General features: G+C 51.0%; 16 protein-coding genes. 11 read left to right on the top strand and 5 right to left on the bottom strand.

Translation table 11 applies throughout. From position 1 onward, the window contains the following. Window positions 1–11: 11 nt before the first annotated feature. The 3 genes from rocF to ACM5Q9_RS06780 are packed head-to-tail and all read left to right on the top strand — an operon-like array spanning window position 12 to window position 2,050. Window positions 12–974, top strand: a complete 963-nt coding sequence (rocF, locus tag ACM5Q9_RS06790; protein ID WP_418143976.1) for an arginase — start codon at window positions 12–14, stop codon at window positions 972–974. Between the two features lie 12 nt (window positions 975–986). Further along, window positions 987–1,427 (top strand): multidrug/biocide efflux PACE transporter, encoded by a 441-nt coding sequence (locus ACM5Q9_RS06785; protein WP_418143975.1) that lies wholly within the window; start codon window positions 987–989, stop codon window positions 1,425–1,427. 2 nt (window positions 1,428–1,429) lie between these two features. After that, the gene (locus ACM5Q9_RS06780) at window positions 1,430–2,050 is read left to right on the top strand and encodes an NAD(P)H-hydrate epimerase (RefSeq protein ID WP_418143974.1); all 621 of its coding nucleotides are present in this window, start codon (window positions 1,430–1,432) and stop codon (window positions 2,048–2,050) included. Window positions 2,051–2,093: 43 nt separating this feature from the next. Here ACM5Q9_RS06780 and ACM5Q9_RS06775 read toward each other — a convergent pair whose 3' ends face one another. Then, a complete protein-coding gene (locus tag ACM5Q9_RS06775) occupies window positions 2,094–2,663 on the bottom strand; it encodes a DNA-3-methyladenine glycosylase I (protein WP_418143973.1) in 570 nt (189 codons plus the stop codon). Window positions 2,664–2,787: 124 nt separating this feature from the next. On the opposite strand from ACM5Q9_RS06775, the gene ACM5Q9_RS06770 reads away from it, so the two are divergent. After that, the gene (locus ACM5Q9_RS06770; protein ID WP_418143972.1) at window positions 2,788–3,693 is read left to right on the top strand and encodes a DMT family transporter; all 906 of its coding nucleotides are present in this window, start codon (window positions 2,788–2,790) and stop codon (window positions 3,691–3,693) included. Between the two features lie 23 nt (window positions 3,694–3,716). Here the strand turns inward: ACM5Q9_RS06770 and ACM5Q9_RS06765 are convergent, their stop codons facing one another. Further along, window positions 3,717–4,367, bottom strand: coding sequence for a DsbA family protein (locus tag ACM5Q9_RS06765; protein ID WP_418143971.1), 651 nt, complete (start codon window positions 4,365–4,367; stop codon window positions 3,717–3,719). 218 nt (window positions 4,368–4,585) lie between these two features. Here ACM5Q9_RS06765 and ACM5Q9_RS06760 point away from each other — a divergent pair, with 218 nt between their 5' ends. The 7 genes from ACM5Q9_RS06760 (at window position 4,586) to ACM5Q9_RS06730 (ending at window position 10,861) form a co-directional block, all read left to right on the top strand. Next, complete coding sequence (locus ACM5Q9_RS06760) at window positions 4,586–5,962, top strand: class II fumarate hydratase (protein WP_418143970.1); 1,377 nt, start codon at window positions 4,586–4,588, stop codon at window positions 5,960–5,962. A 5-nt stretch (window positions 5,963–5,967) separates the two neighbouring features. Continuing rightward, entirely contained in the window at window positions 5,968–6,201 is a 234-nt protein-coding gene (locus ACM5Q9_RS06755; RefSeq protein WP_418143969.1) for a DUF1289 domain-containing protein, read from the top strand. Window positions 6,202–6,275: 74 nt separating this feature from the next. Next, a complete protein-coding gene (locus ACM5Q9_RS06750; protein WP_418143968.1) occupies window positions 6,276–6,941 on the top strand; it encodes a thermonuclease family protein in 666 nt (221 codons plus the stop codon). 151 nt (window positions 6,942–7,092) lie between these two features. Beyond that, the gene (locus ACM5Q9_RS06745; RefSeq protein WP_418143967.1) at window positions 7,093–7,998 is read left to right on the top strand and encodes a TauD/TfdA dioxygenase family protein; all 906 of its coding nucleotides are present in this window, start codon (window positions 7,093–7,095) and stop codon (window positions 7,996–7,998) included. A 43-nt stretch (window positions 7,999–8,041) separates the two neighbouring features. Next, window positions 8,042–9,058: an ABC transporter substrate-binding protein gene (locus ACM5Q9_RS06740; RefSeq protein WP_418143966.1), complete on the top strand. Its 1,017-nt coding sequence runs from the start codon at window positions 8,042–8,044 to the stop codon at window positions 9,056–9,058. 5 nt (window positions 9,059–9,063) lie between these two features. After that, on the top strand, window positions 9,064–9,942 hold the full coding sequence (locus ACM5Q9_RS06735; RefSeq protein WP_418143965.1) for an ABC transporter ATP-binding protein: 879 nt from the start codon (window positions 9,064–9,066) through the stop codon (window positions 9,940–9,942). A 4-nt stretch (window positions 9,943–9,946) separates the two neighbouring features. Continuing rightward, complete coding sequence (locus tag ACM5Q9_RS06730) at window positions 9,947–10,861, top strand: ABC transporter permease (RefSeq protein ID WP_418143964.1); 915 nt, start codon at window positions 9,947–9,949, stop codon at window positions 10,859–10,861. 166 nt (window positions 10,862–11,027) lie between these two features. On the opposite strand, the gene ACM5Q9_RS06725 is transcribed toward ACM5Q9_RS06730, so the two are convergent. The 3 genes from ACM5Q9_RS06725 to ACM5Q9_RS06715 form a co-directional block, all read right to left on the bottom strand. Then, a complete protein-coding gene (locus tag ACM5Q9_RS06725; protein WP_418143963.1) occupies window positions 11,028–11,465 on the bottom strand; it encodes a hypothetical protein in 438 nt (145 codons plus the stop codon). A gap of 208 nt (window positions 11,466–11,673) precedes the next feature. Next, window positions 11,674–12,330, bottom strand: coding sequence for a peroxiredoxin (locus tag ACM5Q9_RS06720; protein WP_418143962.1), 657 nt, complete (start codon window positions 12,328–12,330; stop codon window positions 11,674–11,676). A 304-nt stretch (window positions 12,331–12,634) separates the two neighbouring features. Beyond that, complete coding sequence (locus tag ACM5Q9_RS06715) at window positions 12,635–13,984, bottom strand: MmgE/PrpD family protein (protein ID WP_418143961.1); 1,350 nt, start codon at window positions 13,982–13,984, stop codon at window positions 12,635–12,637. Window positions 13,985–14,051: the final 67 nt, after the last annotated feature.

The following is a 14,051-nucleotide window of genomic DNA, read 5'->3' as shown; positions in this document are numbered from 1 at the left end:
AATATGAGAAAATGGGCCAGTGGATTCTCAAGGACAACGTTGTGGATATTCAGAACAAACAGCTTAGCCTGATTGGCGTACCCACCGATGTGGGTGCCGGCCATCGTGGTTCCAGCATGGGTCCGGAAGCCTTGCGGGTGGCGGGTATTACCCAGTCCCTTGAGAAACTGGGACTTGAGGTGCGCGATTGTGGCAATATTCAAGGTCCGGCCAATCCATGGCAGGCACCTGTCAATGGTTACCGCCATCTTGAGCAGGTTGTGGCATGGAACCGGCTGGCTCATGATGCCATTTATGCCCAATTGCAGGAAGGCCGTTTGCCGGTCATGCTGGGGGGCGACCATTGCCTGGGTGTGGGCTCTATCAGTGCCGTGGCCCGCTATTGCCGGGAGCAGCAAAAGCGGTTGCGGGTATTGTGGCTGGATGCCCATACCGATTTCAACACTGCCGAGCTGTCGCCCACGGGCAATATCCATGGCATGCCGGTGGCCTGCCTGTTTGGTTATGGCCCCGAGGCGCTCGTCAATATGTCGGGCACCAGGCCTGCGCTTAATGCGGACATGATCCGCCAGATTGGCATCCGCAGTGTTGATGCCGGTGAAAAGCATTTCATCCATGAAGCGGGCATAGAGGTTTTCGATATGCGTCACATAGATGAAACCGGCATGCGGCAGACTATGCAAGAGGCCTTGTATGGCCTGGACCAGGATACGCATTTGCATGTCAGTTTTGATGTGGACTTTCTTGACCCGGACATCGCACCGGGAGTGGGAACAACGGTAAGGGGTGGACCCAATTACCGTGAAGCCCAGTTATGCATGGAAATGATTGCCGATACCGGGATGATGGCCTCTTTGGATATTGTTGAACTGAATCCGGCCCTGGATGTGCGCAATTTAACGGCGGAAATTGCGCTGGATATGGTGGAAAGCCTGTTTGGACAAAGTACACTGGTACGCCGTAACGTTAAATAAGAGATTTTTGCTGTGCAATTGGAAAAAGACAAATCGGTTCTTGAGCGGTTTTTGCATGCCTTCTGTTTTGAGGCGCTGGCTATTGGGATCAGTGCGCCTTTGGCGGCCTGGCTGTCGGGTGAATCCATGTTTGACATGGGGGTGGTGACTATTGTAATTGCTGTCATGGCCTTGGTCTGGAACATGATTTACAACACCGGCTATGATCGTCTGGCACGCCGTTTTGGCTGGGTGAAAACGGTAACCGTGCGGGTGATGCACGCCATCGGGTTTGAGTTGGGGCTGTTGGTGATGGCCATTCCGTTTGTGGCCTGGTGGCTTGAGATGGGACTGATAGAGGCGCTTATTCTGGATTTCGGCCTGATCATGTTTTACCTGCCTTATACCTATGTGTATAACCTGGTGTATGATCGCTTGCGTGCCCGTTACTGGGGGCGTTTGGCGGCGGCCTGAAAATGAAAGTTTATACCTCTGCACAAATGCGTCAACGTGAACAGGCAGCCGTAGATGCCGGTACCAGTTTTGAGCAATTAATGGAAAATGCCGGAACCGTGGCGGCCAGTGATATTTTGCAGCGCTTTCCGCTACCCGGTCGTTGTCTTGTGGTGTGTGGCAAGGGCAATAACGGGGGCGATGGCCTGGTCATTGCCCGTTGCCTGCACGAGCAGGGCTGGCAGGTGGATATTGTGTTCCTGCTTGGGGAGCAATTATCTGAATTGGCTGAACTGAACCGGAAGCGCTTGCCGCAATCCGAGCGTTTGCGAATCATGACCCTGCAGCAGGTTTCGCTGCAAAAAACCTATGATTTATTGCTTGATGGCGTTTTCGGAACCGGCTTTTCGGGGGCTTTGCCCGAGAAGGTGGGGCAATGCATGAAGGTACTGAATCAAATGTCGGGTACCCGGATTGCCCTGGATATGCCCACGGGCCTGAATTGTGATACCGGACAGGCTGATGAAAACACCTTTATGGCCGACATTACCTATACCTTTGCCGCTTACAAGCCCGCACACTTACTGGCGCAGGCCAAGGCCTATTGTGGCCAAATTGTTTGCCTGGATATCGGGATTGATTAAAAAGGGTTGTTGCCAGGAGTGATGGCCCCTACTTATTAATGGCTTATTCGGGAAGTAGATGAGCCGTGTTGTCCAGCCAGGCCGGTTTGCTGCCCAGCACCCGCCGGTAAACCGGGCAATCAGTATCATGGGCACCGGGCAGATAACCGGTACTCATCAGGAATTCATTGACGATTTCCCCACCGGTAAACTTGAAAGTTTTTTTAAACAGGCGGGTCCACGCTTCTCTTGATAACGGATGATGGTGATTCAGCCATGCCTGGAATGAGCCGAACTCCTCCTGTAGTACAAGTATCGTTCGGGCGTTTTCAATGGCGGCGTTTACTTTCAGGCGGTTGCGGATAATACCCGCGTCATTGAGCAGGCGTTGCCGGTCTGCGTCCTGGTAGGCAGCGATTTTTTCTATGCTGAAACCGTCATAGGCTTGCCGGAAATTGTCCTGCTTCATCAAAATCGTGTTCCAGCTAAGCCCGGCCTGGTTGATTTCAAGAATAAGCCGACCAAACAGTTCATTGTCATCATCCAGCGGAAAACCGTATTGGGTGTCATGGTAAGCGCGGTGAACCGAGGGTTGGTGGGCGGGTAAACCGGCAACATATTCGCAATAGCTCATGGGGCTCCCGAAGGTGGGTTGGGTATGTCAATCACGAGGGCTGTGGTTGGGCAGGATTCTGCTATGATGAGCGGTTATTTGTTTCCTGTCCCTCGCGCGGAATTTTTATTGTAAGTCATCCATCATGAATATGAATACCCAGCCTGCCCCAAACTCTTTCGGAAAGCCGGAACTTGCCCTGATGTTGGTGACCGTGTTCTGGGGAGCGACTTTTCTGATTGTTCAGCTGGCGGTGACGGTGAGTGAGCCGTTCTTCTTTGTCGGGCTGCGGTTTGGCTGTGCTGCCCTGGCCATGTGCATACTGAGTTTTAAGCTGCTTAAAGGGCTCACCCGCCAGGAGCTATGGGCAGGGTTTTTAATCGGGATTGGCATTTTTCTGGGATACAGCCTGCAAACTGTGGGCTTGCAAACCATTCCCAGTAGCAAATCAGCCTTTATCACGGCCTTGTATGTCCCGTTAGTACCATTGCTGCAATGGATTTTCCTGAAAAGAAAACCTTCTGTCATGAATTGGCTGGGTATTTTTCTGGCTTTTGGCGGTTTGGCTTTGTTGGCCGGGCCCGAGGGGCTGAGTGGCGGTATTGGCAAGGGAGAGTTGCTAACGGCCCTGGGGGCGCTGGCCATTGCGGCAGAAATCATTCTGATCAGCCGTTTTGCCGGCACCATAAACCTATTCAGGGTAACCATTGTGCAGCTGGCAGTCACCTCGCTCATTTCTTTTGTTGTTTCTGCCGGCGTGGGGGAAGCCGTGCCTGCATTTTCGTGGCTGCTGTTGGTGTGTACCCTGGTGCTGGGTCTTGGAAGTGCATTTATCCAGGTCACCATGAACTGGGCACAAAAATATGTATCGGCCACGCGGGCTACCCTGATCTACGCGGGAGAACCCGTTTGGGCGGGGGTGATTGGCCGTATTTATGGTGAACGTTTGCCTGCCCTGGCATTTTTGGGGGCTGGGTTGATTTTATTGGGCGTGCTGGTGAGTGAACTGAAATTGAAGTGGCCGGGCAGGCGGCAGGCGCCTGCCGAATAAGCAACGCCCGAGCATCAGCCTGTTCAGGCCTCTGGCATGGCAAGTTTGTCTGCCAGCAAATACCTGAATGCTTCGGGTTGGCCATAATACCGAGTATGTTCCAGCGTTTCAAGGCGATCACCTTTTTGCAGCACAAAGGCGGGGAATCCGTTCACCCCTGCGTAATGCATCAGTCTTAAGGTGTCATCAATATGGTGTTGTATGGGGCCTGAAAGTATTTCTTCGTAAGCCATGGCAAACTCATGGCGATCCAGTCCGATTGTTTCGGCAATATCAGTGAGCACGTCCACCTGTACAATCGGTTTGCCATCACGATAATGCGCATGCTGGATGGCCTTGAGCATAAACGGGGCATGGTTTTTTTGCAGTTTTTCAGCGGCCAGAATGGCGGCAATGGGTGGCAGGGAATCAAAGATGGTTTGCGGGTTGTCCAACAGCCCGTTCAGATAGGCGTCGCCAAAAACCTGGCCGGTCATTTGGGCAATTCGGGCATCGGACTGCCGGATCATGTCGCGTTTGCTGGCAGGAATATGCATGCGCTGGAACAGGCCGCCCGCATGCAATTCCAGCTCATATAAACCACTGCCCGAGGCCATGGCGGCTTCCAGCAGGCTTTCCGCGGCATAACACCAGCCACATAAAGGGTCGTAAATATAATGTAGTTTGGTTTGCATGCGTGTCTCCTGGCAATATACTTGTGTGATAGCCAATTGTAGTGTATCTGCCGGGTGGGTATCGCTGTTGCAACCGAAACCCCTGGCGGAAAAGGCCATGGTGTATCAGGGGATGTTTAGGGAAACCGGCTTGCTAGACGTATAATGAAAGAATATCAGTCCGTGACAGGCACGGATTGGCAGCATGATCGGGTCAATGAAATGTTAAGGAACCAGAGATGACAATACGCATTGAACGGGACAGCATGGGTGAGCTTGAAGTACCTGAAAAGGCGCTTTACGGAGCACAAACGCAGCGGGCCATTAATAATTTCCCGGTAAGCGGACAACATATGCCCAAGGCATTCATTGCCGCGCTGTTAACGGCCAAAATGGCGGCGGCCAGGGCCAATGTGAAGCTGGGGCATTTGCCCGAAGCCATGGGCCAGGCCATTGAAACCGCAGTCAATGAATTGTTGGCCGTCAACGATTTCATGGTGCATTTCCCCATTGATGTATACCAGACCGGTTCGGGCACCAGCACCAACATGAATGCCAATGAAGTACTGGCTACCCTGGCAACGCAGGTTTATGGCAGTGCGGTCAATCCCAATGATCATATCAATTTCGGGCAAAGCAGTAACGATATTATTCCCAGCACGATCCATATCAGTGCCGCGATTGAACTGGATAAAAAATTGCTGCCGGCGCTTGCCCACCTGGCTGCCGTGATTCGTGAAAAAGCGGCAACCGTAGACCAGTACGTTAAAACCGGGCGCACCCATTTAATGGATGCCATGCCGGTACGCCTTAGCCAGAGCCTGACCGGCTGGGCCGTGCAAATTGAACAGAATATTCGTCAGCTGCAGGCCACAAGGCCCCTGTTGCACAGTCTGGCGCAGGGCGGGACGGCAGTGGGTACGGGCATTAATGCCGATCCGGCGTTTGCCGCCGAGTTTTGCCGTCAATTAAGTGAAATGACCGGGCTTGCCTTTACACCGGCAGAAAGCTTTTTTGCCCATATCGGCTCACAGGATATCGCGGTGTCCCTGTCGGGGCAGTTGAAAACAACGGCCGTCTCCATCATGAAGATTGCCAATGACTTGCGCTGGATGAATTCCGGGCCCTTGGCCGGTTTGGCCGAAATCGAGCTGGAAGCCTTGCAGCCGGGCTCTTCCATTATGCCGGGCAAGGTCAATCCGGTTATTCCTGAAGCGGCGGCCATGGTGGCGGCACAGGTTATTGGCAATGATGCGGCCATTACCGTTGGCGGCCAGGCGGGCAATTTTGAATTGAACGTGATGCTGCCCATGATTGCCCATAACTTGCTTAACAGTATTGAGCTTTTGGCCAATATCGCCGTTTTGCTGGCAGACAAGAGTATTAAAACCTTCAGGGTGAATGAAGCCCGTTTGCAAGAGGCCCTGGCCCGCAACCCGATTCTGGTGACGGCGCTGAATCCGGTCATTGGTTATCTGAAAGCGGCGGAAATTGCCAAGCAGGCCTATAAGGAAGGACGTCCGATCGTGGAGGTGGCGGCAGAACAGACCGATATCCCCCGGGACGAGCTGTTGCGCCTGCTTGACCCGATGACATTGACACAGGGTGGTTTGTAATTCATATGGAACAACTGGAATTTTTTGAAATTCCCAGCCCTTGCGTTGGTGTTTGTGAAGCCAATGCCAAGGGTTACTGTAAAGGCTGCTTTCGCAGCCGTGACGAGCGTTTTAACTGGCAGACCTATTCTGATCCGCAAAAACGTGAGGTAATCCGTTTGTGTCAGATGCGCAAACAGCGTGCCGTGCTGGCGATGCTGGAAGCCAGGAAAAAAGCGGAAACGGAAAAAAATGAATAATGATTAACTTTCGCTTGGTGCCTGCTTATGTTATAACCGTGAGCCCTTTGACTGGAAAATAAGCAGTAATCAAGATGAAAAAAAGTTTGACTGTATTCGTGCTGGTATTGAATGCATTGTTTGGGCAGGTGCAGGCCGCACAACTGAAAGGCAAGGTGGTGAATATTGCCGATGGTGATACCTTAACCCTTCTTCAAAATGATAAAACCCAAAAGCGTATCCGCCTGGGGGAGATTGATGCACCGGAAAGCAAACAGGCTTTCGGACAGCGCTCGAAGGAGTCATTAACCCAGCTTTGCGGTGGCAAGAACGCCGTGGTACAGGTGCAGGATATCGACCGTTATGGACGGGTCGTGGGCCGGGTGGTCTGTAATGGCCTGGACGCCAACGCCGAACAGGTGCGCCGTGGCATGGCCTGGGTGTATGACAGTTATGCCAAGGATAAAAGCCTGTATAACTTGCAAAGCCAGGCAAAAAAAGCCCGCAAGGGCTTGTGGGCGGACGCCAATCCGGTTGCTCCATGGCTTTGGCGCAAGGGGCAGACCACGGCTCAGCCAGCTACGCAATCGGGTAGTAAAGTGGTGAGTGGTGAAGTGCGTGGCAACAAAAATTCCAAGGTTTACCATTTATCCAATTGCCCGGGTTATGCCGCAATGAGTCCAAAGAATGTGCAGTCTTTTAAAACCGAGAAGCAAGCCCTGGCAGCCGGTTTTCGGAAGGCGGGTAACTGCCCTAAATAATTTAAGTTTGATATATTAAATAAAAATAATTATTTAATTACCGTAAAACATAAGCTAATACCAAAATATCTAAATGACTTTCTTGTATTTTGTCTGCCATTAAACCTTATTTATAGTTGTAAACATATCTTAATAAATATGGGTTTTTATCATGGCAGCTTCTTTACAAACCATTCACGACCTGACCAATTTTACAACCGAACAATCATTCAAGATAAATTCATTGCCTGTCCTGGGGGCTGAAATTGTAAATATTGATCTTGGCAGGGTATTGAATGAAAATGATTTTTTACGGATAAAACAGGCTTTGTTGTCGCATCATGTACTGGTTTTCCGTGACCAGGACATTACGCCAGAGCAGCATATTGAATTCAGCCGTTTGTTTGGTCCTTTGCAAATTCATGTTCTGAAGCAGTTCCAGTTGCCAGGATATCCTGAAGTCTTAACTATTTCAAATATAAAAGAAAATGACAAGCCGATTGGTCTGGGTGATGCCGGGGCGTTCTGGCACTCGGATTTATCGTACAAGGAAATTCCCAGCCTGGGCTCATTGTTGTATGCGCGTCAATTACCTGCTGAAGGGGGCGATACGCATTTTGCGGATATGCATTTGGCCTGGCAGACTTTACCGCTGCATTTGAAAAAAGCCATTGAAGGCAAACAGGCTGAGCACACTTATATTAAGAAATATGCCGAGTTGCAGGCCCGCTCGCCATGGCGGCCCAATCTTACGCAAGCACAGCTTGAAGAAGTTAAACCAGTCGTGCATCCGGTGGTGACCCGTCATCCTGAGACAGGTTTGAATACGCTTTTTGTGAATGAAAACTTCACCTCACGCATTATTGGTCTGCCACAGGATGAAAGTGATGACTTGCTGGCGCAGTTGTTTGCGCATAGCGTCAAGCCCGAGAATGTTTATATCCATCAATGGCAGGATAACGATCTGGTATTCTGGGATAACCGTTCCGTGATTCACCTGGCAGCGGGCACCCCTGACCACTTACCACGAAAACTGTACCGCACCACGGTTGAAGGGACCCGGCCAGTAGCCGCCTGAATGAAGAAATAATAATTCAATATTAAAATTTAAGGATGGGAATATGTTTTTTAAAAATTCAAAAAAACGGTTGTTGGCTTCACTGGTAACGTTGTTAAGCGCCACGTCTTTTGCCCCGGCTCATGCCGAAGGCCAGATTCGCATTGCCGAGCAGCACGGTATTGTTTACCTGCTTTTGCATGTGGCACAGGACCAGAAGCTGATTGAAAAGCATGGCAAGGAGCAGGGGCTGGAGATCAAGCCGGAATGGGTCAAGTTGTCGGGTGGTGCCGCCATTAATGATGCCTTGTTGTCGAATTCGATTGATATTGCCGGTGCCGGTGTGGCCCCTTTGTTAACCATTTGGGATAAAACCAAAGGCAAGCATAATGTGCGTGGTGTGGCTTCTTTGGGCAATTATCCCTATAAGCTGATTAGCACCAATCCCAATGTGAAAACGATTGCCGACTTCACCGAAAAAGACCGTATTGCCTTGCCCAATGCCGGTGTCTCGGTACAGTCACGCATTTTGCAGCTGGCTTCTGCCAAGCAGTGGGGTGAGGAAAACTATAAAAAGCTGGACAAGCTGTCGGTCACTGTTCCGCATCCCGAGGCAACCGCCGCCATTCTGAAAGAGGGTACGGAAATCAATGCGCATTTTGCGACACCGCCTTTCCAGGATCAGGAGCTGGCCGGTAATCCCAATGCCCATGTGGTGCTGGAAGCGTATGATGTTTTGGGTGGGCCCTCTACGGCCACGGTTCTGTATGCCACTGAAAAATACCGTGCGGAAAACCCCAAAACCTATCAGGCCTTTATTGCTGCGCTCGATGAGGCCGCCCGGTATATTAAAAACAATCCTGAAGGTGCGGCAGATGCGTATCTGCGGGTCAATAAAAGTAATATAGACCGTGATCAGTTGCTGGCAATTATCAAAAGTCCCCAGATTGACGTCAAGCTGACGCCACAAAATACGTTTACCCTGGCTGATTTCATGCATCGTGTTGGTGCCATCAAGAACAAGCCCGCCTCGGCCCAGGATTATTTCTTTGACGATGCACACAACGCTTCGGGGAGCTGAGCAAAATGAGTCACGGTCTTACCTTGCCCTTTCAGGCACGAACGGATTTTGTGGATAACGGCTCATTGGCAGCAGTGGCTGGCGGTTTTGAGGTGAGCCCGAAAATACCGTCTTTGACTACGGCAGATCCCTTGCTGGCCGTCAAGAATGTTCATCTTGAATATGCAACCGACAAAAGCATTGTGCGAGCCACTCATGATGTGAGTTTCAATGTATATGGTTCTGACCGTTTCATCTTGCTGGGTCCCTCAGGCTGCGGAAAATCCAGTTTGTTGAAATCGGTCGCCGGTTTTTTGCCACCCCGTTCAGGTTCAATCGAGCTGGACGGTCAGGTGGTTCGCAAGGCAGGCCCTGACCGGGTGGTGGTGTTTCAGGAATTTGACCAGCTGGCACCGTGGAAAACGGTCAAACAGAATGTGATGTTTGCTTTGCTGGCATCCCGGACCCTGGGAAAAAAAGAAGCGGCCGAGCGGGCTGAACACTATTTGCATAAGGTAGGGTTAAGCCGTTTTTTTAATGCTTATCCGCATACCTTGTCGGGTGGCATGAAGCAGCGGGTTGCCATTGCCCGCGCGATGGCCATGGAACCCAAAATCCTGTTAATGGATGAGCCTTTTGCCGCTCTGGATGCCTTAACCCGTCGCAAAATGCAGGAAGAATTGCTTTCCTTGTGGGAAGACACCAAATTTACCCTGATGTTTGTGACGCATTCCATTGAGGAAGCCCTGGTGTTGGGTAACCGTATCCTGTTGCTGTCACCGCATCCAGGCAGGGTCAAGGCGGAAGTCAACAGCCATCAGTTTTCCCTGGATTGTGCGGGCAGTCCTGAATTCCAGGCAACTGCCCAGCGTATCCATCATTTATTATTCAACGAACAGGCATAGTTTTATGAGTACCTTATCCCATGCAGCCAGTGGCGTTATTCCGGGTGAACCTCCTGTTCGTCCCGAATATGAAATTGATCTCAAACCCTTTAATCATGAGGCAGACAGTAACATTGCGCTGGAGAAAAAGCTGTCTTTGGCACACAGGCTATGGCGCATTGATGGCATCCGTAAAACATGTATTCTTCTGGTGCTTGCGCTGGTTTGGGAAGTGGCTGCCCGTGTCACCGATAATGATTTGCTGTTACCGACGTTTTTGCAAACGTTTGATGCTTTTGTGGCGGGAATTGGCAATGGGGAATTGCTTGAGCGCGTTAGCGTCTCGCTAGGGGTGCTGATGCAGGGTTATGCCCTGGGGATTGTGATGGCCTTTGTGCTAACCACTGTAGCGGTTTCAACTCAGCTGGGGCGCGATATTCTGTCCACCTTTACGGCCATGTTCAACCCTTTGCCAGCGATTGCCTTGCTGCCCCTAGCCTTGATGTGGTTTGGCCTCGGTGAGGGCAGCCTGATTTTTGTGCTGGTACATTCCGTGCTATGGCCACTGGCCCTGAATACGTTCTCGGGTTTTCAGGGGGTGCCGGCCACCTTGCGCATGGCCGGGCGCAATTATGGCCTAAGTGGCATTGGTTACGTCGTGCATATTTTGATCCCTGCTGCCTTGCCTTCCATTTTGTCGGGCCTGAAAGTGGGTTGGGCCTTTGCCTGGCGCACCCTGATTGCGGCTGAACTGGTGTTTGGCGCGTCTTCGGGCGAGGGTGGTTTGGGCTGGTATATTTTCCAGAATCGTAATGAGCTGAATACCGACAAGGTATTTGCTGGTTTGGCGATGGTGATTATTCTGGGCCTGCTGGTGGAAGGGCTGGTTTTTAAAACATTAGAGCGGGTCACCATCCGGCGCTGGGGGATTCAGCATTAAGTAGTGGGGCTTTGAAATAATATTCAGGTGGAGTTTCATACATGAAAAAACCGAGCCCGCAAAACGGGCTCGGTTCATTTTTAATGTCCATGAAGCGTCTTCCAGATGGCTTGATGCCCATGACATATTATTGAGAATGGCATGGTATTGTGGCACTGTTCCGAGTTTAATATGGCGCCATTATGGCGCAGTTTGTCTTGACCTCAATAAACCATTCAGGCTGCATGGCTTCAAAATCCTGGCGAATATTGGAAGACAGGTAGCTGGCTGAGTCCAATACAAAATCCTGGCCGTCTATCCGCTTGAATACCACCCAGTGCCAGAAATTTTTTCCTTCTTCCTGGTGGTGTTTGATGGCCAGCAAGGCCAGTTCAGGCAAGGTGTCCCATGATTCAAACGGAATTTCATTCGATGAGGTGTTAACGCCCGCACTGGACAGCATGCGTCGAACATATTGCGTATCTGACCATAAGGCCTTGTCACTGGCAGAAATGCCCATGGCATCGGCAATCGCTTTCATTTCAGCATAGGTTTTACCCAAAATATTGGCAACAGAGGCAATGCCGCAGCCGGTGGTTTCTTCTTGTATGACGGATTTAATCAATGTTTTTTCCTTAAGGGTAAGAAAGAGCATTGCCTTATTTTATATAAGCCTGCCATCAGGCAGGATGGCAAATTGCTGGAATCATTGAGGTACAGTTACGCTAGGAGAAAATCAAAAAAGACTGAAGCCTAAAAAGGTTCAGTCTTCTGTTAATGTCCCATCAACAGGCTTGATGATCAAGCCTGTTCAAAGCAATAACAGCAAACAATTATTTGGCGGGTGCCTTGGCAAAACGCAAATAAGGCAGTTTGACATCAATCTCGCCAAATTTTTCTTTGGCCTGCTCGTTATTCAGGCTTAAGGCCACAATCACGTCCTGGCCAGGCTGCCAGTCGGCCGGTGTAGCCAAAGGTACGCCGTCGGTGGCCTGGATGGCATCCAGTGCACGCAAAATCTCGGCAAAGTTACGGCCGACAGACATGGGGTAAGACAGGGTCAGGCGGATTTTTTTGTCTGGACCAATAATGAAAACGGTACGAACCGTGGCGCTATGTGCGGGGGTACGGCCATCGGGCAGGTAGGCATCGGCGGGCAGCATATTGTACAGTTTGGCTACTTGCAGGGAAGTGTCGTCAATAATGGGGAAATCAGCAGGTGAACCGCAAAATGCTTCAATATCACGTTTCCATTTCTGGTGCTCATCAACGTTATCAACAGAAACGCCGATTACCTTGGTGTTGCGTTTGGTAAATTCACCGGCCAAACGGGCGACTGCACCGAATTCGGTGGTGCAAACAGGGGTAAAGTCTTTGGGGTGTGAAAATATAATGGCGTAGCTGTCACCAATCCAGTCGTGGAAAGTCAATTCGCCAGCTGTCGTGTTGGCGGTGAAGTTGGGTGCAATATCATTGATACGAAGTGACATGTTGAATCCTTTGTAAGTTAACAGGATGATAAGTATTGATTCTGGTAGGGCCTGTCAGCGACTGAACCTGGTACAGGCTGGGTTTGCATATAACGATGACTACATGCTTACGATATGCGTTCCCGCGTGGGAGCGGGCAATGCTATAGATATTACAGTAGATAAACGCTTATGTTATATAAATAAATATTATATAAAAATAATATATGGATACAAGATATCATGTGTAAAAAAAATCCCTGCTGTTACGCAGGGACAAAGTCTACTCCACTAGAGATCGTTCAAATTCACATTTTTAGCAAGCCTTAAACCAGCGCTTCAATCACATCCTTGTCTTGCAGGTTCCACACATAATCAATCAGGTGTTTGATGGTCTCGACGGGTGCGGCGTTTTCGTATTGGCCCAGGCGCATGACCTTGTCTTCGATTTCAGGGCGGCTCAGGGTGTTGCCCGGGTCACCTTTGGGTTCGTCAACGCGGCCATTGAATACTCGGCCATCAGTGGTGGTGACGGTTACTTTGCCGATCCAGCGGTTGGGGTAAGCGGTATCCACTTCTTCGTCCAGTGCCATGCTTACTTTTTCGCGGAAAGTGGCGACTTGCTCATCATGCAGTGCTGCGTCAAACTCAGCCAGGCCGGCAAAGTTCTGGATGGCAATCAGGGCCAGTACGGTACCCATGGAGAATTTGGACTGGTGAACCGTTTCAGGTTTGACCACGGCACCCAATACATCGATAGCACCCTGGTGTACATGGGTGACCACACTGGCAATATCGCTGGCAGACAGATTGTTTTCTTTCATTACCACTTGCAGTGCATCAGCGGCTGGATGGGTATGGCGGCACGATGCATGGTATTTGAAAGAGGTTTCGGGCAAGGCCCAGCGGGTGCCCAAGCCGTCAACCAGCTTGCGCGGATCGGCATCGGTAGACATGCCGGCACCCATGCCCTGGGCGCCTTCCAGAATCTGTTTGGCACCGGTAAAACCGTCTTTGGCCAGGTAGGCTGCAATCAGGCCATTGGCGGCTGCCTTGGCGGTATGCAGTTGTTTGGAGTCGGCAGCGGTGCGCAGGAACTCCCACAAACCGGCAGCCTGGGTGCCAGCTGAACCAATGGCATCCAGCATTTGTTCAGGATTCAGTTTCAGCAAGCGGCCTACGGTGACGGCAGCGGCAATGGTGCCTGCCGTGCCGGTGGTGTGGAAAATCTTGTAGTGAGAGCGGCCCAGGAATTCACCAACGCGAATACCGACTTCATAACCGGCCACGCAGGCAGTCAGCAGTTCTTTGCCGGATGCACCGATTTCCTGTGCTACTGCCAGGGCTGGGGGGAACACAACCGCAGCAGGGTGAAACACTGAACCGTTATGTACGTCATCCTGTTCAACCATATGGGCTGCAGCTGCATTGACCATAGAAGCAAACAGGGCCGTAGTATTGCGTAGATTGCCCAGTACCTGGCATTTGCCGGTGGCGGGGCCTTGCAGTTTGGCAAAAGCGTCAATGGTTTTTACCGGGCGGGCGGTAGAGCCGGCCAGAATGGAGCCAAGGGTATCCAGCAGCAAGTCTTCGCAGCGGGCAATGACAGAAGCAGGGATATCGTTGAATTTCAGGTTGGCGGCAAAGTTGGCCAACTGTTCACTTTGTGTGGTCATGGTCGCAATAAAATTCAAGGTAAATTGAAGTAACCGGCCGCCTGGGCAATGTCCGGTTTTCCGCTTT

The organism is Advenella sp. RU8 (genome assembly GCF_048381675.1).
In the GTDB taxonomy this organism is placed as follows: Bacteria; Pseudomonadota; Gammaproteobacteria; order Burkholderiales; family Burkholderiaceae_B; genus Advenella.
Note: the sequence above shows the minus strand (reverse complement) of the source record. Positions and strands in the feature narration are given on the sequence as shown.